This is a genomic window from Streptomyces sp. GESEQ-4, from assembly GCF_017948455.1.
Lineage (GTDB): Bacteria > Actinomycetota > Actinomycetes > Streptomycetales > Streptomycetaceae > Streptomyces.
In genome coordinates, this window is record NZ_JAFFSU010000001.1 from 1,045,177 (window position 1) to 1,070,307 (window position 25,131).

A 25,131-nucleotide genomic window follows, 5' to 3' on the forward strand; every position below is an offset into this window, starting at 1 on the left:
CGGGCGCCCGGGGTCGTCGTCATCGGCGAATCGGTTCGCGTTCGGTCAGCGCGACTCGAGCACTTCGCGGATCACGGGCATGGCGGCGAACACCCTCGGCCACCCGGCGAGATCACCAGGCCGATGCCGGCGAGCATGCCCTCGACGACCGAGACGGATATTGCGCGTAACCAGCGCCCCAGCTTCAGGGCGCCCATGGCCAGTTGTTCGAGAGGCTCTCGCACGAGATCGTGCCGACGATGTCGATATCTGAAATGGCGAAGACCGGCGCGCTGCGCCGCCGGAGGCGCCCTCGACGGTGGCTACTCCTCGCCGCGCTCCCGGATGACGACCAGGAACGCATCCGACTTCAGGTCCATCACAACCGTCGCACCGGATTCGCCCGCGGCCTGTAGTCGCGCCGCGTACTCCTCCGCAGGTCGCGATCCGCGCGGAGCTCCTGCTGGAAACCGCTCCAGCACCGTCCCGTCCATGGCGGCAGCCACCTCCGTCATCGCCGAATGACTCGCGCGCTGTTCAGGCGTCCCTTACCGTCCGTCTGCCCTCGATCAACCGGTATGTGTATCGGGGAAGCGCAGCCCGGCGTATGGGGGCAGCGACGGGCTGTTGACGGGTGGTCAGCCCGACTGCGGACAGTCTGACCGCATACGACGTATTCAAGGTGTCGACGGTGGCATGGACCGACGCGTGCTGGCCCCGCACCGGCAGAAGGCGATGGCATCAGGCCGGCGCCGTCGAGCCATGGCCACCGGTCACCCGGCGGCCGGCATGTTCGCCGCCGGCCAAGGCCCGGACGGTGACGTGGATCCCGACCAGGGCGCGTGTCGAGTCGTGATCAATGAGTGCCGCAGCTTCCGGGCCGGGTGTCCCGTCGGGGATGCGGGGTCGGCGATCTGCGGCTGCGCCGTGTGTGGGCGCGAGTGACCGGAAGCGATGCCGCAGGCAGGCAGCGGGGCCCGAGGACCCCGGCCGTGTGCCGTCCGGGACGGTGCGTCAGAGCATGGCGAGCCGGTCCACCAGCAGCTCCGTCCTGCGCTCGGTGTCCTCCGGCGGGAGCCGTCCCGCTCGGGTCAGGGTGGCCAGTCCGTGCAAGGACGCCCAGAACGTCTCGGTGAACAGCTCCGGGCGCACGCCGTCCCCGGCGACCTCGCTGAGGCACTCCAGCAGCGCTGCGAAGGCGTCCTTCAACGGTTCGGGGGTGTCCTCCTGCGCGTACGCCAGGCCGCCGTCGAGCTGGAACAGGGCGTCGTAGACCGCCGGATGGCGTTCGGCGAAGGCGAGGTAGGCGCGGGCCAGCGCGGTGACCCGGGCGCGCGGGCCGTCGGCGGCGGCGGTGGCGGCCCGCATCGCCACGGCCATCTCGGAAGCGCCCTGCAGAGCGACGGCGCCGATGATCTCGCGCTTGCCGCGGAAGTGGCTGTAGAGGACGGGCTGGCTGTATTCGATGCGTTCGGCGAGCCGGCGGGTGGTGACCGCGTCCCAGCCCTGCTGCTCGGCGAGTTCGCGGGCCGTGGCCACGATGAGGCGCTCGCGGGCCGCCCGTTCGCGCTCCTTGCGTTCCTGTACCGACATGACTCGATCCTAGCACCGCTAGACAACGGAGCGGCAACAGAGATAGCGTTGCTTCATCATCTAGCGGCGCTAGATCCCGGAGGGGTCATCATGCTCAATGCACTTGAGGTCGTCAGCATCGTGGTCGTCGGCGTGATGGTGGGGGTGGAGTTCTCCGTCCCCTTCTTCAGCAACCCGATCGTCAACGCGCTCCCCGGCGACAACGGCCTGCGCGCTCGCGTCCACGGGGCGCGACTGGGCGGCGCCGTGATGCCGTTCTGGTATATCGGCTCGCTCGTCCTCGTCGGGGTCTGGGCCGTCGCCGGATGGGACAACGAGGGCACCGGCCTCGTCGTGACAGCCGCCGCGCTGCTGATCGTCAGCGTGCTCATGTCGATCCTGGTGCTCGTCCCGATCAACAACCGGGTCAAGACGTGGACCACCGGCAGCCGGCCGGCCGACTGGAAGGAGCAGATGATGCGCTGGGACCGCTGGCACTACGTCCGCGTCGCCGTCATCATCGCCGCCTTCGCCTGCCTGGCGGCCGCCCTCACCTGAGCCCGCGGGCCGGCGCGGCGCCGGTGACGCACAATCCCCACCCCCCGGCCGGCAGCGGGCCACCGACGGCCCGACGTCCGGGCATGCAGCTGCCGCTGAGAGTCCACACCTGCGATCCCGACAACCTATGCCCCTCGATCACCTGCGCGGCTCCCGGATCTGGTTCGGTGAGGCCTTTGATCCAGAGGGCAGTACGGCTCCGAGACGCACGCGGAGATCACGCGGGGGGCCCAGATGTGCGGGGCGCCGCTCGTACGCTCCGGCGCATTGGTGGACTCCGAGGTGCATGAGCGGATCACCGCGCGCCGCGCGGTACGGGGGCACCGAAACTGCTGGGCTATTGCAGGAGCAGCAGCTCTTGGTTGGGCCGCTGCGGGAGCAGTGGCCGGCCCGGTTAATCGGTTGCGGACCCTCGGGATGGAGTGTCTGATCCCGGCTATGACGATTGCGCTGGGTACGCCGACTGTCGACGGGGTGCGCGAGGCCATGGCCGCGCTGCGGGAGTGGCAGTACGACGCAGCGCCGATGCAGTTGCATTCCGGGGACATCGGCTGGAACTACCGGTTCGGAACGGCCGAGACGGCCACGGCGGTCCGGACCTGGAGTCGGGACGGGCGGATTCTCGCGGTCGGGATGCTCGACTCGCCGACGCTGGTGCGGATGACGGTCGCTCCGGACGCTTTCCAGGATGAGGACTTGGCGCGGCGGCTTGTCGAGGACTTCTCCCTGCCTGAGCGCGGCGTGCTGCCGGAAGGAGCGGTGTCCATCGAGGGGCCGTTGGGCCTGCTGCTCCACGACCTGCTGAGCAAGGAGGGCTGGGGCGTCGGCGAGCCGTGGACGCCGCTCTTCCGCGACCTCACCGAGCCGGTGGAGGACCCCGGCGTGCGGATCAAGCCGATCGGTCCGGAGCAGGCGTAGGATTTCGCCGACGTCCTGCGGTCGGCGTTCAATACTGCGCGGCCTACGCGCGAGTACTGGCACGCGATGTCGGCGGGACCGTTCTACCCCGACGCCCGCTGCCTGGGCGCTTATGACGACCAGGCCAGCATGGCGGCGGTGGTGACGGTGTGGTCGGCCGGCCCGGGGAAGCCGGGGCTGGTCGAGCCGATGGGCGTCCACGAGGACCACCGTGGTCGCGGCTACGGTCGGGCGATCACCGTGGCCGGGGCGGCCGCGCTGCGGGAGATGGGTTCGTCGAGCGTACGTGTATGCACGCCGAGTTCCAACGTCGGCGGCGTCGCCACGTACAAGGCGGCCGGGTTCGAGGTGCGGCCGGTGGTGCGGGAACGGATCCGGACGGCCTGACGCCGGGGCTGCTCGGTAAGGCGGCATTCTGGGGCGTAGATCGCCTGGCAGGATGCGGGTTTCCGGTGCCTCATCCGCCGTCTCGGGCTGCGCTCGTACGCTCCGGCGCATGGTGGACCCCGAGGTGCATGAGCGGATCACCGCGCGCTGCGCGGAGCTGGATGAACCCGAAGAGCAGCTGATCACGCGGCTGTCCGAGGTGCGGGCCGAGCGGGACGAGCCGCCCATGGCGGTGCGGGTGGGCAGCGGTTGAGCGAGCAGCTCGCTGACGAGCGGGCAACGGCCGGGTCGCCGGTGGTGCAGGTGGCGGTCGGGCGGTGCGGCTGATCCCGGACCGCGCGTCAGGGGTGGCCGACTCCGCGCCGGCGGACTACCAGAGCATCCTGGCCGCCGTGCGGCAGGCCGGCGGGGCACGGAGAGCCACAGCAGACTCGAACTGGGTCGCGCGGGACATGGAAGAGGTGTGGCCGACGACGCTCCAGGCCACCGCCGCGGTGGGGCCGGCCGGGCACGGCGACGGCCTGTACGCCGTCGATGCGCAGGGTTGGCCGGTGCGGCCGCGATCGTGGCAGTGGACGCGCGCGCCGAACCGGTGCTGGAGGAGTGGCGGGGCACTCCGGTGTGGTCCAGCGCCCTGGAGTTGTCGGGCACGGTGCCTTTCTCTGGTTCCACTGCGACCCTGCTGGCCTGGCTCGCCCGCCACGAACCGGGAGTGCTTCAACAGGCCCGTTGGCTGCTGTCCTGCAAGGACTGGCTGCGCCTACGGCTGACGGGCGCGCGGTGGCCACCGATCCCACGGACGCCAGTGCCTCGTTCACCGATATGCGACGGGGGGCTATGTGCCAGAGCTGCTCGACCTGTACGGCATCGGCGCGCTCGCCGCCCTGTTGCCGCCCGTGCCGGCCTGCGAGGCGGTGAGCGGAACCGTCACCCGTGAGGCCGCGGCGCTCACCGGGCTCACCGCCGGAACGCCAGTCGTCACAGGCGCCCATGGCGTCGATGCCGCCGCGCTCGGGATCGGTGGCACGACGCCGGGCGAACTGTGCCTGATCACCGGGTCGTTCAGCATCAACGAAGTGATCAGTGACCGCCCCGTCTGGCCCGGGGGCAGCCCGCCACCGCCGGGAACGGCGGCGAGGCGCTCAGGGCGTAGGCCATGTCGGCGGGCGGCAGTGTTCGCTTGGCCGTCGACAGTCCATGGGTAAGGCGCGCGCAGCGGATCGCCGAAGTGGTCGTCGCAGACGCAGGCGAGCAGCGCCGTGGGGACTCCGAGCCGGCCGGGTCCGGCGGCGACGTCGGGTCTGTCTGCGGATTCCGGCCTGGCACTCATGCGTGACTCCTCGGAGACGGCGGAGGCGCCCCGCACCCCCTCGCGAGACAGCTTGACGATAGATTCGTAGAAGTTTTCTCGCAAGATGTGTTAACAACGGCGCAGTCTCCTGATAATAATTCGGCCATCGATATCGCGCCCCACACCCCAGGGCCGCGTCCACACCCTCCCCAGCCGAGCTCAGTCAAGGTCTCGACGAGCGGCGCCGCGGCGGGAGCCCCTACGCAGTTTCCAGACCCACCCGCACGAGAGGTCCCTCATGCGATCCACCAGATACGCCCTCATAGCCGGCGCCGCCGCCACCGCTCTCCTCACCACCGCCTGTTCCGGAGCCGGGGCCGGCGGCAGCGACAGCGGGGGCAAGAGCATCAACGTCCTGATGGTCGGCAACCCGCAGATGGAGGACATCGCGAAGCTGACCAAGAGCACCTTCACCAAGGACACCGGGATCAAGGTCAACTTCACGATCCTTCCCGAGAACGAGCTGCGCGACAAAGTCACCCAGGACATCGCCACCCAGGCCGGCCAGTACGACGTCGCCACCATCGGCGCCTACGAGGTACCGATCTGGGAGAAGAACGGCTGGCTGCACGAGCTGGGCTCCTACGCCGACAAGGACGCGAGCTTCGACAAGAGCGACCTGCTCAAGCCGATGGTGCAGTCGCTGTCCGGCTCCGACGGCAAGCTCTACGCCATGCCGTTCTACGGCGAGTCCTCGATGCTCATGTACAACAAGGACGTCATGAAGGCGAAGGGCATCACGGTGCCCGAACGGCCGACCTGGCAGCAGATCGCCGACATCGCGGCCGAGGTCGACGGCGCCGAGCCCGGCATGAAGGGCATCTGCCTGCGCGGTCTGGCCGGCTGGGGGGAGCTGGGTGCGCCGCTGACGTCCATGGTCAACACCTTCGGCGGCACCTGGTTCACCAAGGACTGGAAGGCGCAGGTCAACAGCGGCGGCTTCAAGGAAGCCACAAAGTTCTACGTCGACCTGGTCCGCAAGCACGGAGAGGCGGGCGCGCCGCAGGCCGGGTTCACCGAGTGCCTCAACGCGCTGAGCCAGAAGAAGGTCGCGATGTGGTACGACGCGACCAGCGCGGCCGGTTCACTGGAGGACCCTGCCTCCAGCAAGATCGCCGGGAATGTCGGCTACGCCTACGCGCCGACCGTCGACACCAAGAGCAGCGGCTGGCTGTGGGCCTGGGCCTGGGCCATGCCCAAGACCACCAAGAACGCCGACGCGGCCTCGCAGTTCATGCTGTGGGCCTCGAGCAAGAAGTACGAGCAACTGGTCGGCGAGAAGCTCGGCTGGTCGCGTGTCCCGGCCGGCAAGCGGGCCAGCACCTACGAGATCCCGCAGTACCAGAAGGCCGCCGGATCGTTCGGTGAGATCACCCTGAAGTCCATCGAGCAGGCCGACCCGGCCAACCCCGGCGTCCAGCCCAGGCCGACCGTGGGCATCCAGTACGTGGCCATCCCCGAGTTCCAGGACCTGGGCACCAAGGTCACCCAGGAGATCTCCGCCGCCATCGCCGGCAAGACCAGCGTGGACAAGGCACTCGACGACGGCCAGAAGCTCGCCGAGGAAGTCGCCAAGAACTACCAGTGACCGTCCCTGCCCGGTCGGCCGGCCGGCCTTCCGCCGGCCGGGCACGGCACCTCTTCCCCTACCCGGCCGTCACTGGCGGAGGAACCATCGATGACCACGCTCACCGCACCCCCCAAGACCGCACCACCTCCCGCCCGAACCCAGAAGTCCTCGGGCATCGGCAAATGGAAGCGTCGCATCCCCCTGCTTCCGGCGCTGATCTTCACCATCGTCGTCACGCAACTGCCGTTCGTGGCCACGCTCGTGATCTCCACCTTCCAGTGGAACATCCTCAAGCCGGGCGAGAGGCACTTCGTCGGCCTGTCCAACTTCTCGTTCGTCTTCACCGACGAACGGCTGCGTACGGCGGTGCTCAACACCGTTGTCCTCACCGCGTCGGTGGTGGTCATCAGCGTGATCCTCGGGCTCGGCCTGGCGATGCTGCTCGACCGCCGGTTCATCGGCCGTGGGCTGGCGCGCACCTTGCTCATCGCCCCGTTCCTGGTCATGCCGGTCGCCGCGGCGCTGCTGTGGAAGCACGCCATCTACAACCCCGACTACGGCCTGCTCAACGGCGTACTCAACGCCGTATACCGACTGTTCGGAGCGGACAACGGCCCCACGGTCGACTGGATCTCCTCGTATCCCATGCCCGCCGTCGTGGTCTCACTGGTCTGGCAGTGGACCCCGTTCATGATGCTGATCCTGCTGGCCGGTCTGCAGGCGCAGCCCGGTGACGTCCTGGAGGCGGCCCGCATGGACGGCGCCTCCGCGCTGGCGACCTTCCGCTTCATCACGCTGCCGCACCTGCGCCAGTACATCGAGCTGGGTGTCCTGCTCGGCACGATCTACGTCGTGCAGACCTTCGACGCGGTCTTCACCATCACCCAGGGCGGGCCCGGCAAGCAGACGACCAACCTGCCCTACGAGATCTACCTGACCATGTTCCGCAAGTACGAGTACGGCGAGGCAGCCGCCGCCGGTGTCGTCGTCGTGCTCGGCGCGATCGTGATCGCGACGTTCGCGCTGCGCACCATCGCGTCGCTGTTCCGCGAGGAGGTGTCCCGATGACCCACGCAGCAGCCGTCGCGCCCGGGGCGAGGTTCAAGAAGTTCCTGCGCCGTAATCACGACCAGGGCGGTGCGCCGCGCCTTTCGCCGCTGTGGACGTTCGTCGCCTGGCTCGCCACGCTGGCGTTCTTCGCGCCGGTGGCGTGGATGGTGCTCACCTCTTTCCACCAGGAGGCCGACGCGGCGACCAACCCGCCGACCCCCTTCGCCGCGGTCACCTTCGACCAGTACAAGCTGCTGTTCAGCCGGGACATCACTCCGTTTCTCCTCAACTCGGCCATGGCCAGCGTCATTTCGACGGTGCTGGTGCTCGCCCTCGCGGTGCCGGCGGCCTACGCGCTGTCCATCAAGCCGGTCGAGAAGTGGACCGACGTGATGTTCTTCTTCCTGTCCACGAAGTTCCTCCCGGCCATCGCGGCACTCCTGCCGGTGTACTTGATCGTCAAGGACGCCGGGATGCTGGACAACGTGTGGACGCTGATCGTGCTCTACACCGCCATGAACCTGCCGATCGCGGTGTGGATGATGCGTTCGTTCCTCGCCGAGGTCCCCAAGGAGATCCTTGAGGCGGCCGAGGTCGACGGGGCGGGACTGCTCACCGTGCTGTGGCGGGTCGTCGCGCCGGTCGCCATGCCCGGCCTCGCCGCCACCTCGCTGATCTGCTTCATCTTCAGCTGGAACGAGTTCATGTTCGCCGTGAACCTCACCGCGACGCAGGCCTCCACCGCGCCGGTCTTCCTGGTCGGGTTCATCACCAACGAGGGCCTGTTCCTGGCCCGGCTCTGCGCGGCGGCCACCCTGGTGTCGCTCCCGGTCCTGATCGCCGGCTTCGCCGCGCAGGACAAACTGGTCCGCGGCCTGTCCCTGGGAGCGGTGAAGTGACAGCCGCCGCCGAGTTCGTCGCCGCCCCGGTCGCCAACTGCGCGGTCCTGCCCGACGGCGTGCGCGGGCAAGATCCAGATTCAGCCCGGCCCGGCCTCCTCGTGAACGCCCCCCACCGAACGGAACCCGTCACCATGACCGAGCAGATCCGCCGCGTACTCGTCCGCTCCCTCGATGACATCGCCCTCGAGGAGGTGTCCGCCCCCGTCCCCGGGGACGACGAACTCCTCGTACGCACCACGGTCGTCGGGGTCTGCGGCTCCGACACCCATGCGGCGGCCGGCCACCATCCCTTCATCGACCTGCCCTACCGCCCCGGCCACGAGGCGGTCGGCGTCGTCGCCGCGGCCGGGAAGGGCGCCGAGGACTTCGCACCCGGCGACCGCGTGATCATCGAGCCCAACCTGTACTGCGGACGGTGCCCACAGTGCCGCTCCGGCCGCTACAACATCTGCCAGGAGCTGAAGGTCTTCGGCTGCCAGACGCCCGGCGCCATGACCGACCTGTTCGCCATTCCGGCCGACCGAGTCCACCGCGTCCCCGACGGCATGACCGACATCGAGGCCGCCCTCGTCGAACCCCTGGCCACCCCCGTGCACGCCGTGGCGAAGGCCGGTGACCTCACCGGATGCACGGTCGTCGTGCTCGGCGCCGGGCCCATCGGGCTGCTCGTCCTCGCCGCCGCCCGGCACGCGGGCGCCGCGAAGATCGCCGTCACCGATCTGCTGCCGGGCAAGCGGGACCGCGCCCTGCGTCTCGGAGCCGACACGGCCCTGCCCGCCGACGCCACCGACCTTGCCGACCAGACCCGAGAAGCGCTCGGTGGACCGGTCGACGTCGTCTTCGACTGCGTGGCCCGGGAGCAGTCCATGGCCCAGGCCATCGACCTGGTCACCAAGGGCGGCACGATCATCGTCGTCGGCGTCGGAGCCGCGGGCACCACGCCCATCCGGCTCGACCTGGTCCAGGACCGGGAGATCCGCATCGAGGGCACCCTGATGTACACCGGCGACGACTACCGCACCGCGATGTCGCTGATCGCCGCGGGCGCCGTGGACACCGCCGAGATCGTCACCGCCACCTACCCGCTGGAGGACGCCGCCGAGGCCTTCGCCGCATCCGTCGACCCCGAGCAGGTCAAGGTGCTGGTCACGGTGGACGGACCGTAGCCCGAGGCCCGACCCGCACCGGCCCGTGTGGGAAACTGCCAGACCGGAGCTACCGGTAAGGAGGGGCGCCGTGACCGCCCGTACGCGACTGTCACAGGCGGCCGTCGAGGAGCGGCGCCAAGCCGTGCTGCGCTATGTCGCCGACCATGGCGAGACCCGCATCGACGACCTCGCCCGGCACTTCGACGTCAGTCTGATGACGATGCACCGGGACCTGGACGACCTCACCGGGCGGCATCTGCTGCGCAAGGAGCGCGGGCGGGCCGTCGCGTTCCCCGCCCTCACCATGGAGACGGCCACCCGCTTCCGGGAGAACAGCGCCCTCGCGGCCAAGAACGCGCTGTGCGCGGCAGCCGCCGCCCGGATCAGGCCGGGCAATACCGTGCTCATGGAGGACTCGACCACCCTGTTCCCCCTCGTCCCGGCGCTGGCGGAGGTGGACCAGCTGCACGTCGTCACCAACTCGGTCGGCCTCGCACAGCGCCTCGGGTCCGCCGCCCCCGGGGTGCACGTCACCCTGCTGGGCGGCCACTACCGCGCCGACTTCAACTCCTGCACCGGCCCCACCGTCACCCGCGCCCTGTCCCGGATCCGGGCCGACCTCGCCCTGATGTCCGCCACGGCCGTCCTGGAAGGACGCCTCTTCCACCCTCTGAACGACTACGTCGAGGTGAAGCTGGCCATGCTCGCCTCCGCCGAACAGGCGCTGCTCCTGGTGGACCACTCGAAGTTCGGCAAGACCGCCACGTACGCATACGGGTCCGTGGCCGACTACCACACCGTCATCACCGACACCGGCACACCCGACGCGGAACTCGCGGCCATACGCGACCTCGGAGTCCCCGTCGAGACGGTCGAACCCGAAGAGTCCTCCCCGTGATCCACACCCTGTTCGAAACGCCCAGCGCCTACCGTCCCAGCGACGTCGAGATGGCCGAGCCCGTACCCGCGGTCCAGGCCGTCCTGTTCGACTTCAGCAACACCATCTTCCAGATGATCGACCTGGAGACGTGGCTGCGCCGGGTCGCCTCCGCCACCGGCCGCCTCGCCTTGCTGGACGAGCCCTGCGCGGTGGCCGGAATCTCCGACCAGTTGCGCGCCGCCTTCCGGCTGCCCTCCGTCGTCGCCCTCCAGGAAGGACGGGATCTCTCTTCCGAACTGCACCGCCGCGCCATGTGGGGATGGTGGGGGCAGGTGGACTTCCTGCGCGGCGTGGAGGAGGCGGCCTACCGGGAACTCACCGCTCCGGACGCCTGGGTTCCGTATCCCGACACCGAACCGGTCCTGCGTGCCCTGCGCCAGCGCGGACTGCGCATCGCCGTCGTCAGCGACTTCGCCTGGGACCTGCGCACCCACCTCGCCCACCACGGCCTTGACGCCTTGATCGACACCTGCGTGATCTCCTACGAGCAGGGCCGGGAAAAGCCCGACCCGCAGCTGTTCCTCAAAGCCTGCGCCGACCTCGGCGCGGACCCCCGCGCCACCCTCATGGTCGGCGACAACCCGGTCCGCGACGGCGGCGCGGCCGCCTGCGGTCTACGCACCTACATCCTGCCGGCGGAACACCGCACGGGAGAGCGCGGCCTGATGGATGTGCAGCGGCTCGTGATCTGACCGAGCCGCCTTCATGGCGGCGGCCCGTCGCGGTCAGCCGGCGGGGGAGGAGGCCGGCAGGTGCTGGTCGGCGGCCCAGGAGGCGAGGATGCGGAGCCGTTCATGGGTGGGGGAGCCGGGCCCGGCGGTCCAGACGGTGAGGTGCTGGTCGGGGTCGGTGTTGGCGGTGAGGGTGTCCCAGTCGAGGACGAGTTCGCCGACGACGGGATGGTTGAGGGTCTTCGTGCCCACGGTGCGGGCGGCGACCTTGTGTTCGCCCCACCACTTGGCGAACTGACTGTCACGCGTGGACAGTTCACCGACCAGCTCGATCAGGCGGGGGTCCTCGGGATATTTCGCGGCCTCCATGCGCAGTTGGGCGACGGCGATATGCGCGGAGGTCTTCCAGTCGGCGTACAGGCTGCGCAGGGCAGGATCCGTGAAGATGAGCCGCGGGTAGTTGCGGTGTCTTTCCGGGATGCGGGAGAAGTCGGTGACCAGGGCGGCGGCCAGCGCGTTCCAGGCCAGAATGTCTCCGCGCCGGCCCTGCACGATGGCCGGGGTGGCGGTGAGGTCGTCCAGGACCCGCTGAAGCTGCGGCTGGACCTTCTGCCGGCCGCGGCGCCGGGTGCGCGTGGTGGTCTTGCCCGCGAGCTGGAAGAGGTAGCCGCGCTCGTCGTCATCCAGATGGAGTACGCGGGCGAGGACGTCCAGCACGGGCGCTGACGCCTGCATGCGGCCCTGTTCGAGCCGGGTGTAGTAGTCGGTGCTGATGCTGGCGAGCTGGGCGACCTCCTCGCGGCGCAGCCCCTCCACCCGGCGGGGCCTGTCGCTCTCGGGCAGTCCGACCGTGCGCGGACTCAGCTCGGAGCGGCGCTTCTTGAGGAATTCTCCCAGCTCATTGAGGGGGACGTTGGCGGTCATACTCCCCAGCATGACACCGATCCCACCCCTGAAAGGGGGGAGAATTTACTCCCAGGATGCTTCCCTCCCGGGATGAATTGCTCCACTTTTCGCGCCTGCCCTCGCGTATGAGGCTCGACCGTGAGCAGCCTTCCGACCTCGGCTGCGGCTCACCTACCCTCGCACCGAAGGAAGCACCCCATGCGCGGAGCAGTCATCTACGCCCCCGGCGACGTGCGCTTCGAGAACCTCGACGACCCGAAGATCGTCCGGCCGACCGACGCGGTGATCCGCACGGTGGCCACCTGTGTGTGCGGCTCGGACCTGTGGCCGTACCGCGGCGCGGAACCCATCGGCGACCCGCACCCGATGGGGCACGAGTACGTCGGCATCGTCGAGGAAGTGGGCAGCGCGGTCGCGGGCGTCAGGCCGGGCCAGTTCGTCGTCGGCTCCTTCGCCACCTCGGACAACACCTGCGCCAACTGCCTGGCCGGCTGGCAGTCCAGCTGCCTGCACCGCGAGTTCATGAGCACCTGCCAGGCCGACCACGTCCGCATCCCCAACGCCGACGGCACCCTGGTCGCCACCGACGAGCACCCGGACGCCGAGATGGTGCCGAGCCTGCTCGCCGTGTCCGACGTGATGGGCACCGGCTGGTACGCCGCCCTCGCCGCAGAGGTGAAGCCCGGCTCGACGGCTGTCGTGGTCGGTGACGGCGCGGTCGGCCTGTGCGGTGTCATCGCCGCCAAGGAACTCGGCGCGGAGCGGATCATCGCCATGAGCCGTCATGAGTCCCGGCAGGCGCTGGCTCTGGAGTTCGGCGCCACCGACATCGTGACCGAGCGCGGCGAGGACGGCGTCGCCCGCGTCAAGGACCTCACCGGAGGGATCGGGGCGGACGCGGTGCTGGAGTGCGTCGGCACCGCCGAGTCGATGCGGCAGGCGCTGCGCTCGGCCCGGCCCGGCGGCAACGTCGGTTTCGTCGGCGTCCCGCACGAGGTGCAGATCGACGGCCAGGAGCTGTTCTTCTCCCACGTCGGCCTGCGCGGCGGCCCCGCCCCCGTCCGCCGCTACCTGCCCGACCTGATCGACCGCGTCCTGACCGGGCTGATCAACCCCGGCAAGGTCTTCGATCTCAGCCTGCCCCTGGACCAGGTCGCCGAGGGCTACCGGGCGATGGACGAGCGCCGCGCCATCAAGGCCCTGCTCAAGCCCTGAGCGCAGACGCCACCCCCACTCACCCAAGGACTGACCATGACGACCTTCGCCCTTGTCGGCGCGGGCCCCGGCCTCGGGCTCGCCACGGCCCGCCGTTTCGGAGCCGCCGGCCACACCGTCGCCCTCATCGCCCGCAACGCGGAAAAGCTGGACGGCCTGACCGCCGGCCTCGCCCGTGACGACATCCAGGCGCGCGGGTTCACCGCCGACGTCCTGGACCTCGAGTCGCTGACCGCGGCTCTGTACGCGGCTGTGGCCGCCCTGGGGCCCATCGAGATCCTCCAGTACAGCCCGGTGCCGCGCGCCGACTTCATGAAGCCGGTCCTCGACACGAGCGCCGACGACCTCGACGCCCCGCTCGCCTTCTCCGTCAAGGGTGCCGTCGCCGGCGTGAACGCCGTACTGCCCGGCATGCGGGAACTCGGCCGCGGCACACTGCTGTTCGTCAACGGCTCCAGCGCCGTACGCCCCAACCCGAAGGTCGCCGGCACCTCGATCGCGTTCGCCGCCGAGAGCGCCTACGCCCGCATGCTGCACGACACGCTCGCCGGGGAGAACATCCACGTCGCGCAGCTGATCATCCCGGGCGCGATCCGGCCCGACGCCGAGCACAGCAGCCCCGAGGTGCTGGCACAGCGGCTGTACGACATCCACCGGCAGCGGGACGGCTTCCGCCACTACGCCGAGCCCCTGCCCGACTAGTCACAGGACGCCCCGTGAAACCGGTACCCCTTCCTGCTCTCGTCCGCGTGATCCCGGCCGCCACCCTGCTGGTGGTCGCGACCGCCTGCGCCAACGACTCCCCGTCCTCCTCACCCTCCGAGCCCGCGTCGTCGCAGACTCCGACAGCGCCGGCCGCCACCACATCACCCGCCAGGACAACCGCCATGAACATCCGGCTCACGCTCAACGGCCACCACATCGCCGCCACCCTGAACGACAGCCCCACCGCCCGCGACTTCGCCGCCCAGCTTCCCCTCTCCCTGTCCCTGCGTGACCTCCACCAGGCCGAGAAGATCGCCGACCTGCCCCGCGAGCTGTCCACCTCCGGCGCCCCGGAAGGCGCCGACCCCAAGCCGGGTGACCTGGCGTACTACGCCCCCTGGAACCAACTCGCCACCTACTACCGCGACGCCCCCTACGCGGCCGGCCTGGTGCCCCTCGGGCACATGGCCGACGGTGGCACCGAGCAACTCGCCACCGCCGACGAGATCACCATCGAAGCCGCGCCCTGACCAGCTGGAACCGTCGAAGACCTGGCCGCGCCGTCCGCTGTCTGCCGCGACGGCTTCGCTCGCCACCACGATCCGCCGATTTCCACGCAAGGAGAGACCACACGTATGCCTTCCGCGTCCGGGACCACCCCCGGCAAGCTCCCCTTCGTCGTCTGGGTGCTCGCCGCCGGCACGTTCCTGATGGGGACCACCGAGTTCGTCGTCGCGGGACTGCTGGCGGAGTTGGCCGTTGACCTCGGAGTCAGCGTCTCCCACGCCGGCCTGCTGATCACCGCCTTCGCCATCGGCATGATCGTCGGCGCGCCGACCATGGCCATGGCAACGCTGCGCCTTCCTCAGCGCCGGACGCTGATCCTGGCCCTGTCCGTGTTCTGCCTCGGACATCTGGTCGCCGCCCTCAGCTCGTCCTTCACGATCGTCCTCATCGCCCGCGCCGTCACGGCCCTGGCCACCGGAGCGTTCTGGTCCGTCGGCTTCGTCGTCGCCACCACCGCCGCGGGCCCACGCAACGCCACCCGCGCGACGGGCGTCATGATCGGCGGCCTGACCCTGGCCAACGTTGTCGGCGTGCCGATCGGCTCCTTCGCCGGCCAGTTCACCGGCTGGCGCGGACCCTTCTGGGCCCTGGCCGTCTTCTCCGGGCTGGCAGCCGTGTTCATCGGCCGCTTCATCCCGGCCCAGGAGCAGCGCGTCGAGGTGTCCATCCGGGCCGAGGTCCGGGCTCTGAGGCAAGGCCGGCTGTGGCTGGCGCTCGGTGCCGCGATGCTGATCATGGGTGGCGTTCTGGCGACGTACACCTATGTCACGCCGCTGCTGACCGACCGCGCGGGCATCCCGGCGGGCGCCGTACCACTCGTCCTCATCGCGTTCGGCGTCGGCGCCCTGGGCGGCACCACCATCGGAGGCGGTCTGGGCGACCGGCGTCCGATGGCCACCACCATCGCGGCCGCCGCGGCCACCGCCCTGGTCCTGCTCCTGTTGATCCCGCTGTCCGCCAACGCGGTGACAGCCACTCTCCTCGTCTTTCTCATGGGCCTGACCGGCTTCACGGTCAACCCGGTCGTCACCGCCCTCGCCATGCGCTTCGCCGGCGACGCCCCCACCCTCACCTCGGCGCTGACCACCTCCGCCTTCAACACCGGCATCGCCGCCGGATCGGCGATCGCCGGTACGGCGCTGGACTCCACCCTCGGCCTGACCGGCCCGCCCGTGGTCGGCACCGTCATCGCCGCCCTCACCCTGCTCCCGCTGATCGCCCTCGCTGTCCACGGCTCGTCCAACAAGGGCCGGATCGTGGCCCGGAGCGGCGCTCCGACGGACGTACGACGCGACGAACCCGCGCGGGTGCCGTCGCAGTACTGACACACGCCCGGATCCGTCCAGCCGGAGTCTGCCGGAATCCGGCGACTCCCCGAACTGATGAGGACAACACGACGTGAATCCCACGTACGACTTCACCGGTCAGGTCGCGCTCGTCACCGGAGCCGGCGCCGGTATGGGCCTGGCGACGGCGCGCGCGTTCGCCGCGTCCGGAGCCGCCGTCGCCCTGACCGACATCGACGAAGCCGCCCTGAAGACAGCCGCGAAGGAACTCACCGACGCCGGCCATCAAGCCCTCGCCCTCACCTGCGACGTCAGCGACGAGGACCAGGTCGCCGCCGCGGTCGACCGCACCGTGGAGACCTTCGGCCGCCTGGACATGGCCTACAACAACGCCGGCATCCAGATCCCGCCCAGCGACGCCGCCGACGAACCCGCCGAACGGTTCGACCGCGTCAACGCCATCAACCTCCGCGGCGTATGGGCCTGCATGAAGCACGAGCTGCGGCACATGCGCGCCCAGGGCGGCGGCGCCATCGTCAACTGCTCCTCCCTCGGCGGCCTGGTCGGCCTGCCCGGCCGCGCCTCGTACCACGCCTCCAAACACGGAGTCATCGGCCTGACCACCAGCGCCGCCCTCGAATACGCCCCACGCGGCATCCGCGTCAACGCCGTCTGCCCCGGCACCATCGACACCCCCATGGTCAGCGACATGATCGCCAAGGGGGAGCTCGACCGCGCCGAGGCCGAGGCCAACCAACCCATCAACCGGCTCGGCACCGCCGAGGAAATCGCCCAGGCGGTCCTGTGGCTGTGCAGCCCCGGGGCGGGCTTCGTCGTCGGCGCCGCCCTCCCCGTCGACGGCGGCTACGTCGCCCGCTAGGGACAGCCCCCATACCAAACAGAGCTCAGAGAGACACCATGGAATTCATCGAGCAGCAGCCCAGCAGCAAGGCCCCGGCGGACTGGTTCACCGGCGACGTGTGGTGGGACGTCATCGTGGCCGGCCAGGAGCCCTCCCGGATGCGCGCCAACCTGGTCCGCTTCTCACCGGGCGCCCGCACCCACTGGCACTCCCACGCCCTCGGCCAGACCCTGCACATCGTTTCCGGCGTCGCCCTCATCGGCACCCGGGACGGCACCGTCTTCGAAGCCCACCCCGGCGACACCGTCGCCTGCCCGCCGAACGAGGAGCACTGGCACGGAGCCGCCCCGGACCGGTTCATGGAACACATCGCCCTGTGGGAGGGCACGGGCGACGGCACCCCCGAGACCGCCTGGGCGGAGCCGGTCACCGACCAGCAGTACAAGGGCCCCCGCATCACCCGCAACCAGTGACACCGGCTCACCAAGGGGGGAGAAAAGTCTCCCTGCCGCCAACGTTGCCGGTGGTGCAAGACTCCCCATGCGACCAGTCGCCGCTGCAGAAGCGCGCGGTTGCCCGGTTCCCGCGGTGACGACGATCCAGTCTCCCGTCCCCCTGCTGTGTACGGCCGATCCGTCCGCGATACGAAGGCGTACGTATGTCTACCGAACTCCCTGAATCTGCCGCTCCACCCCCCACCGGAGCCGGCGAGTCCGCCCCCGCGCCCACCCGGCGCACGTTCATCGCCACCAGTGCCGCGGTCGGCGGAGCCGTCGTGGCTGGAGGGGCCTTCATCGCCCTCCCGGAGGAGGTGAGCGCGGCGGGGCCGTCGCCCTCCAGCCGCGTCTCGCTGACGGTCAACGGCACCCGCCGGACCGTGACGGTCGACAACCGCACCTCGCTCCTGGACCTGCTCCGCGAGCACCTCGGCCTCACGGGCTCGAAGAAGGGCTGCAACGCCGGCGCCTGCGGCGCGTGCACCGTCCTGGTCGACGACCGGCGCGTCAACTCCTGCCTGACCCTGGCGGCGCGTCTGGAAGGTGCCGAGGTCACCACGATCGAGGGCCTGGCCGACGGCGACGAACTGCACCCTCTCCAGCAGGCGTTCATCGACGAAGACGCCTTCCAGTGCGGCTACTGCACGCCCGGCCAGATCGTCTCCGGTGTCGGCTGCATCAAGGAGGGCCACACCGGATCGGCCGAGGAGATCCGGGAGTTCATGAGCGGCAACATCTGCCGCTGCGGCTGTTACGTGAAAATCGTGCGCGCGGTCGAACAGACCGCGGGCCGGAAGTGAGGATCGGCCGCCATGTATCCCTTCTCCTACGCCAAGGTGTCCGACACCCGTGAGGCCGTCAACGCGGGCCGGAACGGCGGGCGTTACATCGCCGGGGGCACCACGCTGGTCGACCTGATGCGCGAGACCGTCGAACGCCCCGACACGATCGTCGACATCAGCGACCTGCCACTGCGCGAAGTCAGGGTCACCGAACGCGGAGGCCTGCGCATCGGCGCGCTGGTGAGCATGGCCGAGACGGCCGCCCACCCCAAGGTGCGCACGCTGTTTCCCGTCATCTCCGAGTCGCTGGAGCTGAGCGCGTCGGCGCAGCTGCGGAACATGGCGACCATCGGCGGCAACATCATGCAGCGCACCCGCTGCACGTACTTCCGCGACGTGACCGCCGACTGCAACAAGCGCGACCCCGGCTCGGGATGTGCCGCGCTGGAGGGCGTCAACCGTACGCACGCCATCCTCGGCACCTCCGACGACTGCGTTGCCACCCACCCCTCCGACGTCGCCGTGGCCTTCGCGGCACTGGAGGCGCAGGTGCATCTGCTGGGCCCGGACGGCGAGCGCCACATCCCCTTCGCCGACTTCCTGCTGCGACCGGGCAGCACCCCGAACCGCGAACAGGCCCTCCGCCAGGGCGAGTTGATCACCGCCGTAGAGATTCCTGCCCTTCCACGCCCGCTGAAGTCCGGCTATCTGAAGGTGCGCGACCGGCAGTCCTACGAGTTCGCCCTGACCTCCGCGGCCGTCGCGTTGCACATACGCGGCGGAGTGATCCGCGACGCATACGTCGCCGCCGGAGGCGTAGGCACCGTCCCCTGGAAGCTCTCCGCCGTCGAAGAAGCCCTCGTCGGTGAACGCCCCTCCGACCGGCTGTGGACCGAGGCCGCCGGCCGCGCCGCCAACGGAGCCCGGCCCCTGCAGCACAACCGCTTCAAGGTCGAGCTGCTCCAGCGCACCGTCGAACGCCAGCTCCGTACCGTAGGAGACAGCAAATGAGCCCCCAGCCGCAGGCAGCCGTCGGCGCCCCGCTCTCCCGGGTGGACGGCCGGCTGAAGGTCACCGGCCAGGCCAAGTACGCCGCCGAGAACGACATCAAAGGCGCCGTCCACGCCGTGATCGTCGACGCGAGCATCGGACGCGGCCGTATCACCTCCATCGATGCCGCTGACGCCGAGAAGCACCCGGGTGTGCTGCGGGTGATCCACCACCGCAACGCCCCGAAGCTGCCGTACCGCGACAACCCTGGGTCCAACAACCCTCCGGGGGGCCGACGGCTGCGGGTCTTCCAGGACGACAAGGTCCTCTTTCACGGCCAGCCGGTCGCCGTCGTGGTGGCCACCACCCTGGAGGCCGCCCAGCACGGCGCGAGCCTGGTCAAGGTCGAGTACGACGCCCAGCAGCCCTCGACCGACCTCGCCGAGGCCGAGCCGGGCGAGCCGACGAACTACGCGCGCGGCGACGCGGAAGCCGGCCTGCGCGACGCCGCCGTACGGCTGGACCTGACCTACCAACTGGCGCGCAACCATCACAACCCGATGGAGCCGCACGCCACCCTCGCCCACTGGGACGGCAACAAGCTCACCGTCTGGGACAAGACCCAGTGGGTGATGGGCACCCACGACGAACTCGCCGCCGTGTTCGGCCTGCCCGCGGACGCGGTGCGGGTCATCAACCCGTTCGTCGGCGGCGGTTTCGGCAGCGGGCTGCGCTGCTGGCCGCACACCACCGTCGCCGCCCTGGCCGCGCGGGTGACGAAGCGCCCGGTCAAGCTGGTGCTCAGCCGCCGGCAGATGTACTTCGGCACCGGCTTCCGGCCGGCGTACACGTACCGGCTGCGCCTCGGCAGTGACCGGCGCGGTCGGCTGACCGCGGCCGTTCACGGTATCGACGCCGAGACGTCCTCGTACGAGACGTTCACCGAGGCGGCTATGGCGCCCGGGCAGATGACCTACAGCATGCCCAACGTCAGCCAGGCGTACCGGCAGGTGCCGCTGGATGTGAACACCCCGATCTGGATGCGCGGACCCGGCTTCGCGACGGCGTCGTTCGCGATCGAGTCGGCCATGGACGAGCTCGCGAACAAGTTGGGCATCGACCCGATCGAGCTGCGGCGGCGCAACGAGCCGGACGAGGACGAGTCGAACAACCTGCCGTTCTCCACCCGTCGGCTGCGCGAGTGCTACACGGTCGGGGCCCGGGAGTTCGGCTGGCACCGGCGTTCGTCCCGGCCGCGTTCGCGGCGCGAGGGCGACTGGCTGATCGGCATGGGCATGGCCACCAGCGTGTACGACCCGGGGCGTTTTCCCGCGGAGGCCCGGGCCCGCCTGGATGCCGATGGCACCGCTGTGGTCGAGACGGCCACCAGTGACATGGGGCCGGGCACCTACACCTCCCAGACCCAGGTCGCCGCCGACGCGCTCGGGCTGACCATGCGCACGGTCACCTTCCGGCTCGGCGACTCGCTGTTTCCGCAGACCGGGCCGCACGGCGGCTCGGCGACCATGGCCAGCGTCGGCACCGCCGTCCTCGACGCCTGCGACAAGGTGCGGCAGCAGGCGGTCAAGCTGGCCGTGGAGGACCGCGATTCGCCGCTGTACGGAGTGGACGCCGGCGATGTGGTGGTGCGCGGCGGCCGGCTGCATGTGAAGGGCAACCCGGCGCGCGGTGAGACGTACCAACGGCTACTGGCCCGCAACGACCGCTCCCACCTGGAAGCACGCGGCTCCTACGCCGGGCCGCCGACTCCCGCGCGGCGCTCCTACCACGCCTACGGCGCGGCCTTCGCCGAGGTCGCCGTGGATGCGACCCTCGGTCTGGTGCGGGTGCGGCGGATGCTCGGCGTGTACGACGCGGGGCGGATCATCAGCCCCAAGTTGGCTGACAGCCAGGCGATCGGCGGCATCGTGGGCGGTATCGGCGGGGCTCTGCTCGAGCACACGGTCACCGACCACCGTGACGGGCGGATCGTGAACGCCAACCTCGCCGACTACCTCGTCCCCGTCAACGCCGATGTCCCCGAGGTCAGGGCGATCTACCTGGACGGCGAGGACAACGACGGCAACGAGCTCGGCGTCAAGGGGCTCGGCGAGGTCGTCCAGGTGGGTGTGGCGGCCGCGCTCGCCAACGCGGTCTTCAACGCCACCGGCCGCCGGGTCCGCGAACTGCCCATCACCGCCGAGGCGTTGCTCTGATCCCAGCACCCCACAGGCCGGTCCGGCAGCAGCTCCCCCGTACGGCTGCCGGACCTACCAGGGCCGCCGCCGCCCATACGCTCCCCGTCGGCGCGGCGGCGGCCCACCCCACCCTCATCGCGAACCACGAGAACAACGGAGAACAACGGCCGTGCTGAACATCGCGGAGACACTGCACCGTTGGTGCCGCGAAGGCCGTCCCTTCGCCCTGGCCACCGTCGTCGACGTCACCGGCAGCTCCCCTCTGCCCACCGGCACGTCGGTCGCGGTGGACGCCGACGGCAACGCGGTCGGCAGCATCTCCGGTGGCTGCGTCGAAGGAGCCGTCTACGAGCTGTGCCGGCAGGTGCTGCACGATCGTGGCGCCCCGCAGCGCGCCTGGTTCGGGTACTCCGACGACGACGCCTTCGCCGTCGGCCTGACCTGCGGCGGCGAACTCGACGTGCTCGTCCGGCGCGTCGATCCCGCCACCGACCCCCATTTCGGGACCGCCCTGGACGACATCGTCCGAGGCAGGCCGACTGCCGTGGCGCAGGTCGTCGACGGCCCCCACGACCTGGTGGGCCGCACGCTGTGTGTCCTTGCCGACGGCACCGCCTCGTACGGAACCCTGGACGGAGGGCCGACGGACCGCGCGGTGACCGCACAGGCGGGCGCCCTGCTCCGGTCGGGACGTACCGCCCGGATCGAGCTTGGCGGAGACGCCGCCACCTGTCCGGACCGGCTGTCCGTCCTCGTGCATGTGGCCGCGTCCCGTCCCCGCATGCTGATCTTCGGCGCCGTCGACTTCGCCGCCGCGCTCAGCCAGGCCGGCCGCTTCCTGGGCTACCACGTCACCGTGTGCGACGCCCGCCCCGTCTTCGCCACCGAGGCACGCTTTCCGCATGCCGACGAGGTCGTGGTCGACTGGCCCCACCGCTATCTGAAGAACACGGCCGTGGACGCCCGTACCGCCGTCTGCGTCCTCACCCACGACGCCAAGTTCGACATCCCCCTGCTGCGCCTCGCCCTCGATCTGCCCGTCGGCTACGTCGGGGCCATGGGATCGCGGCGCACCCACGAACAGCGTCTTCGCCTCCTGCGCGAGGCGGGCATGTCCGACGAACACTTCGCCCGCCTGCACTCGCCGATCGGCCTGGACCTCGGAGCGCACACACCCGAGGAGACGGCCGTCTCCATCGCGGCGGAGATCATCGCCTCCGCCAACCTCGCGAGCGGCACGCCACTCTCCCGAGGAGCGGGCCCGATCCACCGTCCGGTGCCCGTCCTGCCCACCCCAGGGCTCGACGAGGCGGCGGTTCGTGTCTGCCCATTGCGCGAAGAAGAGCGAGGGTCCATCATCAGGAATCCTGTTAGTTAAACCTTGCATCGATTGGTGACCCAGCCATGCCATTGAGCCCGAAGATCCAGGCCAGAGGGGTCCAACTGCTGCTCGGCCGCATGATGGCGCGCGTCCACAAGGACCTGCGCTTCGCGGACATCCCGAAGCGCACCGAAGCACTCGTGGTGGAGACCGGCGCCGGCCCGGTGCCCTGCACGGTCTACCGCCCGTCGGCCGACACCACTACTCCGGCTCCCGTGTACGTCAACTTCCACGGCGGTGGATTCGTGATCGGCCGCCCGGAGCAGGACGACCACATCTGCCGTTACATAGCCGCCACGGCCGGCTGTGTCGTGATCAACGTGGACTACGCCGTCGCCCCGCAGCGACCCTTCCCCGTGCCTGTCACCCAGGCGTACGACGTCACGGCGTGGGTCGCCGAGAACGGCGCCGCCCACGACTGGGACGGCTCGCGCCTTGCCGTGGGTGGACACAGCGCCGGGGCCAACCTGACGGCCGTGGTCTGCCACATGGCCCGGGACCGCGGCACCTTCTCGCCCCGGCTCCAGATCATCGACTCCGCAGTGCTCGACCAGGTCGCCGACCCGGCCACCAAGCAGTCCCTCATCGCCAAGCCGCTGCTCAGCCCCCAGATCATGCGGATCTTCACGGCCGCCTACGTCCCCGACCCCGCCGACCGTGCCGACCCCCTCGCCTCGCCCGCCCTGGCCGATGACCTCGCCGGGCTCCCTCCCGCCCTGGTCATCACCGCGGAGAACGACCGTCTGCGCGACGAGGGCGACGCCTACGCCAAGGCCCTGGAGGCCGCCGGCGTTCCGGTCACCCACCGTGTCTTCGAGGGAGTCGACCACTACTTCACCCACACCGGTCCGGTACCGGAGGGGAAAGCGGCCATCGACATGATGGCCACCACCTTGCGCACCGCACTCAGCGTCTGACCGTCCGAGGGGCCTTCTCGATGTGCCGCCCACCTGCCGGGCACGTCGGCATCTCCTCAACTGCCCAGCATTTTCAGGGTCTGACGGTGCCAGACGACAGGATTGTGGTCGTCGTCGGTCATCATGGCGAGCACGCGCAGCACGATGATGTCGTGATCGCCGGCCGGATAGGTGTGCTCGACCGTGCACTCGAGCCAGACGGGCGCGCCGTCCAGGAAGATCGCGCCGGACGCTGTTTCCGTCGTGCCGAGGCCGGCGAAGCGGCCCTCCTTGGTGCGGGAGGCGAGTTGCCGGGCCTTGTCGCTGTGCTCCTCGCCCAGGACAGAGATTCCGATCGTCTGTGCGCGGGTCAGCACCGGCCAGGTCGTCGAGCTGTGCTGTGCGGCGAAGGAGACCATGGGCGGGTGGTGGGAGATCCCGACGGCGAACGACGACACGATCATGACGGTCGGATCGCCGTGGACGCGGGCCGCGAGGGCGGCGACTCCTGACGGGAACGCGGAGTCGCAGGCAGGGCTGGGTGTGGACGGCGGGGGAGCCCATCCAGTCGGTGAGCCGGCATCGGCTCCTGGGCCCGCACCACCAACCGGGCATGCGTCAGCCGGTGTTGTGACGGAGGCCGACGGTCGGTCGGCCGGGCCAGGTGCCGGTCAGGCGGCGGGTGGCGGTGGCGCCGCCACGGTCGACGGCGGCTTTGACGCCGGCGAAGATCGCTCCCTACAGGACGGCTGCCGACACCACCTCGCGCCAGGTGCGGTGCTCGTCGGTGCATCCGGGGCGTCCGCCTCGTGCCCGAGCCGCTTCCAGACCTCCTTGAACATCGCGCCGGTCGGCACACCGCTGAGGGCGCCCATGGCCATGCCGACCGGCTAGTAAGCGACGTTCGACGCGTTCACCGGTGCCTCCGGGCGCGGCGGATGAGCAGCAGCGCGATGAGCGCACCGGCTGCGGCGAACAGCGGAGTGCGGTTGGCGCGGGCCACCTGCATACCCTGGCCGGCCTTCTCTCGTACCGGTTCCGGGGCCTTGTCCCGGGCCAGCTCCGCGACGTGCACGGCCTTGTCGTGGACCTGCTCCGTGGCCGCGGCGGCCTTGGCGCGCACCGGCTCGGGGGTCCTGTCCTGGACCACGTGGGCCGCGTGCGTGGCCTTGTCCTTCAGCTGGGTCCTGACCTGTGTGGTCTTCTCGGCGACCTGGTGCCTGACGGCCGCTGTCCTCTCCTGGGCGCGGGCCTTGACGTCGGTCTTCGCCGCGAGCGCCTCGACGGTCTCGCCGAGTTCCTCGCGGGTCGCCTCGACCTGCTCCCGCAGTTGCTCCGAGGAAGGTGCTGTCTCATCGCCCTTGTTCGGCTTGTCCGGGGTCATCGGTGTGCCTTCTCCTTGATCTCGGCCATATCGGCCTTGACGCTCTCCATGGTCTGCTCGGGCCTCGGCGGGGATGCCTGGCTGATCTGCCGCTTCCCGAGCGCCGCCATCAGCGCGGTGACGGCGGCCAGGACGCCGGTGACGATCAGAGCCGCCACCCACACATCCATGGCGAGGGACAGAGCGGCGATCACGGTGGCCACCAGTGCCTGCAGGGTGAGCACGCCCATCAGCCCGGCGCCGCCGAACAGGCCGCCGCCCCTGCCGAACCGCTTGCCCTTCTCGGTCATCTCCGCCTGCGCCAGGCGCATCTCGTCACGGACCAGTTGAGACAGCTGCCGCGAGGCACGCTGGACCAGGTCACCCACCGGTTCCTGCGCTCCGCTGCCCGGGCGGGGGGAACCATCTGCTGTCAT

General features: G+C 70.2%; 27 protein-coding genes and 4 pseudogenes. 23 read left to right on the plus strand and 8 right to left on the minus strand.

Annotation, left to right across the window (positions count from 1 at the left end):
- Positions 1-101: 101 nt before the first annotated feature.
- Positions 102-212: pseudogene (locus KCH48_RS43380) on the minus strand (SulP family inorganic anion transporter); the annotation flags it as partial.
- Positions 213-302: 90 nt separating this feature from the next.
- Positions 303-494 carry a hypothetical protein gene (locus KCH48_RS04740; RefSeq protein ID WP_210570661.1) on the minus strand — a complete coding sequence of 64 codons (192 nt, stop codon included), beginning with the start codon at positions 492-494 and terminating at the stop codon, positions 303-305.
- 181 nt (positions 495-675) lie between these two features.
- Between KCH48_RS04740 and KCH48_RS04745 the strand changes: the two genes are divergently transcribed.
- A complete protein-coding gene (locus tag KCH48_RS04745) occupies positions 676-924 on the plus strand; it encodes a hypothetical protein (protein WP_210570663.1) in 249 nt (82 codons plus the stop codon).
- Positions 925-993: 69 nt separating this feature from the next.
- Here KCH48_RS04745 and KCH48_RS04750 read toward each other — a convergent pair whose 3' ends face one another.
- A complete protein-coding gene (locus KCH48_RS04750) occupies positions 994-1,572 on the minus strand; it encodes a TetR/AcrR family transcriptional regulator (protein WP_210570665.1) in 579 nt (192 codons plus the stop codon).
- Positions 1,573-1,662: 90 nt separating this feature from the next.
- On the opposite strand from KCH48_RS04750, the gene KCH48_RS04755 reads away from it, so the two are divergent.
- The 11 genes and pseudogenes from KCH48_RS04755 (at position 1,663) to KCH48_RS04805 (ending at position 11,067) form a co-directional block, all read left to right on the plus strand.
- Positions 1,663-2,109 carry a DUF1772 domain-containing protein gene (locus tag KCH48_RS04755; protein WP_210570666.1) on the plus strand — a complete coding sequence of 149 codons (447 nt, stop codon included), beginning with the start codon at positions 1,663-1,665 and terminating at the stop codon, positions 2,107-2,109.
- Between the two features lie 438 nt (positions 2,110-2,547).
- Positions 2,548-3,414 (plus strand): annotated as a pseudogene (locus tag KCH48_RS04760) (GNAT family N-acetyltransferase).
- Between the two features lie 109 nt (positions 3,415-3,523).
- Entirely contained in the window at positions 3,524-3,667 is a 144-nt protein-coding gene (locus KCH48_RS04765) for a hypothetical protein (RefSeq protein ID WP_210570667.1), read from the plus strand.
- Positions 3,668-4,033: 366 nt separating this feature from the next.
- On the plus strand, positions 4,034-4,351 hold the full coding sequence (locus tag KCH48_RS42835; RefSeq protein WP_307840813.1) for an FGGY family carbohydrate kinase: 318 nt from the start codon (positions 4,034-4,036) through the stop codon (positions 4,349-4,351).
- Entirely contained in the window at positions 4,254-4,619 is a 366-nt protein-coding gene (locus tag KCH48_RS42840; protein WP_307840804.1) for an FGGY family carbohydrate kinase, read from the plus strand. Before KCH48_RS42835 ends, KCH48_RS42840 begins: the two co-directional genes overlap by 98 nt.
- A 384-nt stretch (positions 4,620-5,003) precedes the next feature.
- Complete coding sequence (locus KCH48_RS04780) at positions 5,004-6,353, plus strand: sugar ABC transporter substrate-binding protein (protein WP_210570670.1); 1,350 nt, start codon at positions 5,004-5,006, stop codon at positions 6,351-6,353.
- Positions 6,354-6,443: 90 nt separating this feature from the next.
- The gene (locus tag KCH48_RS04785; RefSeq protein ID WP_210570671.1) at positions 6,444-7,403 is read left to right on the plus strand and encodes a carbohydrate ABC transporter permease; all 960 of its coding nucleotides are present in this window, start codon (positions 6,444-6,446) and stop codon (positions 7,401-7,403) included.
- Complete coding sequence (locus KCH48_RS04790; RefSeq protein WP_210570672.1) at positions 7,400-8,284, plus strand: carbohydrate ABC transporter permease; 885 nt, start codon at positions 7,400-7,402, stop codon at positions 8,282-8,284. The genes KCH48_RS04785 and KCH48_RS04790 overlap by 4 nt, the downstream gene beginning before the upstream one ends.
- Positions 8,281-9,453, plus strand: a complete 1,173-nt coding sequence (locus KCH48_RS04795) for an alcohol dehydrogenase catalytic domain-containing protein (protein ID WP_307840805.1) — start codon at positions 8,281-8,283, stop codon at positions 9,451-9,453. Before KCH48_RS04790 ends, KCH48_RS04795 begins: the two co-directional genes overlap by 4 nt.
- A 70-nt stretch (positions 9,454-9,523) precedes the next feature.
- The gene (locus tag KCH48_RS04800) at positions 9,524-10,333 is read left to right on the plus strand and encodes a DeoR/GlpR family DNA-binding transcription regulator (protein ID WP_210570674.1); all 810 of its coding nucleotides are present in this window, start codon (positions 9,524-9,526) and stop codon (positions 10,331-10,333) included.
- On the plus strand, positions 10,330-11,067 hold the full coding sequence (locus KCH48_RS04805) for an HAD family hydrolase (RefSeq protein ID WP_210570676.1): 738 nt from the start codon (positions 10,330-10,332) through the stop codon (positions 11,065-11,067). Before KCH48_RS04800 ends, KCH48_RS04805 begins: the two co-directional genes overlap by 4 nt.
- Positions 11,068-11,100: 33 nt before the next feature.
- Here the strand turns inward: KCH48_RS04805 and KCH48_RS04810 are convergent, their stop codons facing one another.
- Complete coding sequence (locus tag KCH48_RS04810; RefSeq protein ID WP_210570678.1) at positions 11,101-11,982, minus strand: helix-turn-helix domain-containing protein; 882 nt, start codon at positions 11,980-11,982, stop codon at positions 11,101-11,103.
- Positions 11,983-12,150: 168 nt separating this feature from the next.
- On the opposite strand from KCH48_RS04810, the gene KCH48_RS04815 reads away from it, so the two are divergent.
- The 11 genes from KCH48_RS04815 to KCH48_RS04865 all read left to right on the plus strand — a co-directional run bounded on the left by KCH48_RS04815 (position 12,151) and on the right by KCH48_RS04865 (position 23,352).
- Positions 12,151-13,167, plus strand: coding sequence for a zinc-dependent alcohol dehydrogenase family protein (locus KCH48_RS04815; protein WP_210570680.1), 1,017 nt, complete (start codon positions 12,151-12,153; stop codon positions 13,165-13,167).
- Between the two features lie 36 nt (positions 13,168-13,203).
- Positions 13,204-13,869, plus strand: coding sequence for an SDR family oxidoreductase (locus KCH48_RS04820; RefSeq protein ID WP_210570681.1), 666 nt, complete (start codon positions 13,204-13,206; stop codon positions 13,867-13,869).
- Between the two features lie 14 nt (positions 13,870-13,883).
- On the plus strand, positions 13,884-14,402 hold the full coding sequence (locus KCH48_RS04825) for a cyclophilin-like fold protein (RefSeq protein WP_307840806.1): 519 nt from the start codon (positions 13,884-13,886) through the stop codon (positions 14,400-14,402).
- Positions 14,403-14,507: 105 nt separating this feature from the next.
- Positions 14,508-15,764 (plus strand): MFS transporter, encoded by a 1,257-nt coding sequence (locus KCH48_RS04830; RefSeq protein WP_210570683.1) that lies wholly within the window; start codon positions 14,508-14,510, stop codon positions 15,762-15,764.
- A gap of 73 nt (positions 15,765-15,837) precedes the next feature.
- Positions 15,838-16,605, plus strand: coding sequence for a glucose 1-dehydrogenase (locus KCH48_RS04835; protein ID WP_210570685.1), 768 nt, complete (start codon positions 15,838-15,840; stop codon positions 16,603-16,605).
- A 38-nt stretch (positions 16,606-16,643) separates the two neighbouring features.
- Entirely contained in the window at positions 16,644-17,060 is a 417-nt protein-coding gene (locus KCH48_RS04840) for a cupin domain-containing protein (protein WP_210570687.1), read from the plus strand.
- Positions 17,061-17,245: 185 nt separating this feature from the next.
- Entirely contained in the window at positions 17,246-17,884 is a 639-nt protein-coding gene (locus KCH48_RS04845; protein WP_210570689.1) for a (2Fe-2S)-binding protein, read from the plus strand.
- A 12-nt stretch (positions 17,885-17,896) separates the two neighbouring features.
- Positions 17,897-18,877 carry a xanthine dehydrogenase family protein subunit M gene (locus KCH48_RS04850; RefSeq protein ID WP_210570691.1) on the plus strand — a complete coding sequence of 327 codons (981 nt, stop codon included), beginning with the start codon at positions 17,897-17,899 and terminating at the stop codon, positions 18,875-18,877.
- Positions 18,874-21,072, plus strand: coding sequence for a xanthine dehydrogenase family protein molybdopterin-binding subunit (locus KCH48_RS04855; RefSeq protein ID WP_210570693.1), 2,199 nt, complete (start codon positions 18,874-18,876; stop codon positions 21,070-21,072). Before KCH48_RS04850 ends, KCH48_RS04855 begins: the two co-directional genes overlap by 4 nt.
- A 151-nt stretch (positions 21,073-21,223) precedes the next feature.
- Positions 21,224-22,432 carry an XdhC/CoxI family protein gene (locus KCH48_RS04860; RefSeq protein ID WP_210570696.1) on the plus strand — a complete coding sequence of 403 codons (1,209 nt, stop codon included), beginning with the start codon at positions 21,224-21,226 and terminating at the stop codon, positions 22,430-22,432.
- A 26-nt stretch (positions 22,433-22,458) separates the two neighbouring features.
- The gene (locus KCH48_RS04865; protein WP_210570698.1) at positions 22,459-23,352 is read left to right on the plus strand and encodes an alpha/beta hydrolase; all 894 of its coding nucleotides are present in this window, start codon (positions 22,459-22,461) and stop codon (positions 23,350-23,352) included.
- A 56-nt stretch (positions 23,353-23,408) separates the two neighbouring features.
- Here KCH48_RS04865 and KCH48_RS04870 read toward each other — a convergent pair.
- The 4 genes and pseudogenes from KCH48_RS04870 to KCH48_RS04880 form a co-directional block, all read right to left on the minus strand.
- Positions 23,409-23,840: pseudogene (locus KCH48_RS04870) on the minus strand (flavin reductase family protein); the annotation flags it as partial.
- A gap of 109 nt (positions 23,841-23,949) precedes the next feature.
- A pseudogene (locus tag KCH48_RS42005) lies at positions 23,950-24,212 on the minus strand (DUF4235 domain-containing protein).
- Positions 24,213-24,244: 32 nt separating this feature from the next.
- On the minus strand, positions 24,245-24,715 hold the full coding sequence (locus KCH48_RS04875; protein WP_210570700.1) for a DUF3618 domain-containing protein: 471 nt from the start codon (positions 24,713-24,715) through the stop codon (positions 24,245-24,247).
- A complete protein-coding gene (locus KCH48_RS04880; protein WP_210570702.1) occupies positions 24,712-25,131 on the minus strand; it encodes a phage holin family protein in 420 nt (139 codons plus the stop codon). Before KCH48_RS04880 ends, KCH48_RS04875 begins: the two co-directional genes overlap by 4 nt.

Bases quoted from the DNA above. Each gene is read 5' to 3' on its own strand.
- KCH48_RS04740 (WP_210570661.1), bottom strand. From the start codon at position 494: ATGACGGAGGTGGCTGCCGCCATGGACGGGACGGTGCTGGAGCGGTTT.
- KCH48_RS04745 (WP_210570663.1), top strand. From the start codon at position 676: ATGGACCGACGCGTGCTGGCCCCGCACCGGCAGAAGGCGATGGCATCA.
- KCH48_RS04750 (WP_210570665.1), bottom strand. From the start codon at position 1,572: ATGTCGGTACAGGAACGCAAGGAGCGCGAACGGGCGGCCCGCGAGCGC.
- KCH48_RS04755 (WP_210570666.1), top strand. From the start codon at position 1,663: ATGCTCAATGCACTTGAGGTCGTCAGCATCGTGGTCGTCGGCGTGATG.
- KCH48_RS04765 (WP_210570667.1), top strand. From the start codon at position 3,524: ATGGTGGACCCCGAGGTGCATGAGCGGATCACCGCGCGCTGCGCGGAG.
- KCH48_RS04780 (WP_210570670.1), top strand. From the start codon at position 5,004: ATGCGATCCACCAGATACGCCCTCATAGCCGGCGCCGCCGCCACCGCT.
- KCH48_RS04785 (WP_210570671.1), top strand. From the start codon at position 6,444: ATGACCACGCTCACCGCACCCCCCAAGACCGCACCACCTCCCGCCCGA.
- KCH48_RS04790 (WP_210570672.1), top strand. From the start codon at position 7,400: ATGACCCACGCAGCAGCCGTCGCGCCCGGGGCGAGGTTCAAGAAGTTC.
- KCH48_RS04810 (WP_210570678.1), bottom strand. From the start codon at position 11,982: ATGCTGGGGAGTATGACCGCCAACGTCCCCCTCAATGAGCTGGGAGAA.
- KCH48_RS04815 (WP_210570680.1), top strand. From the start codon at position 12,151: ATGCGCGGAGCAGTCATCTACGCCCCCGGCGACGTGCGCTTCGAGAAC.
- KCH48_RS04820 (WP_210570681.1), top strand. From the start codon at position 13,204: ATGACGACCTTCGCCCTTGTCGGCGCGGGCCCCGGCCTCGGGCTCGCC.
- KCH48_RS04830 (WP_210570683.1), top strand. From the start codon at position 14,508: ATGCCTTCCGCGTCCGGGACCACCCCCGGCAAGCTCCCCTTCGTCGTC.
- KCH48_RS04840 (WP_210570687.1), top strand. From the start codon at position 16,644: ATGGAATTCATCGAGCAGCAGCCCAGCAGCAAGGCCCCGGCGGACTGG.
- KCH48_RS04845 (WP_210570689.1), top strand. From the start codon at position 17,246: ATGTCTACCGAACTCCCTGAATCTGCCGCTCCACCCCCCACCGGAGCC.
- KCH48_RS04850 (WP_210570691.1), top strand. From the start codon at position 17,897: ATGTATCCCTTCTCCTACGCCAAGGTGTCCGACACCCGTGAGGCCGTC.
- KCH48_RS04855 (WP_210570693.1), top strand. From the start codon at position 18,874: ATGAGCCCCCAGCCGCAGGCAGCCGTCGGCGCCCCGCTCTCCCGGGTG.
- KCH48_RS04865 (WP_210570698.1), top strand. From the start codon at position 22,459: ATGCCATTGAGCCCGAAGATCCAGGCCAGAGGGGTCCAACTGCTGCTC.
- KCH48_RS04875 (WP_210570700.1), bottom strand. From the start codon at position 24,715: ATGACCCCGGACAAGCCGAACAAGGGCGATGAGACAGCACCTTCCTCG.
- KCH48_RS04880 (WP_210570702.1), bottom strand. From the start codon at position 25,131: ATGACAGCAGATGGTTCCCCCCGCCCGGGCAGCGGAGCGCAGGAACCG.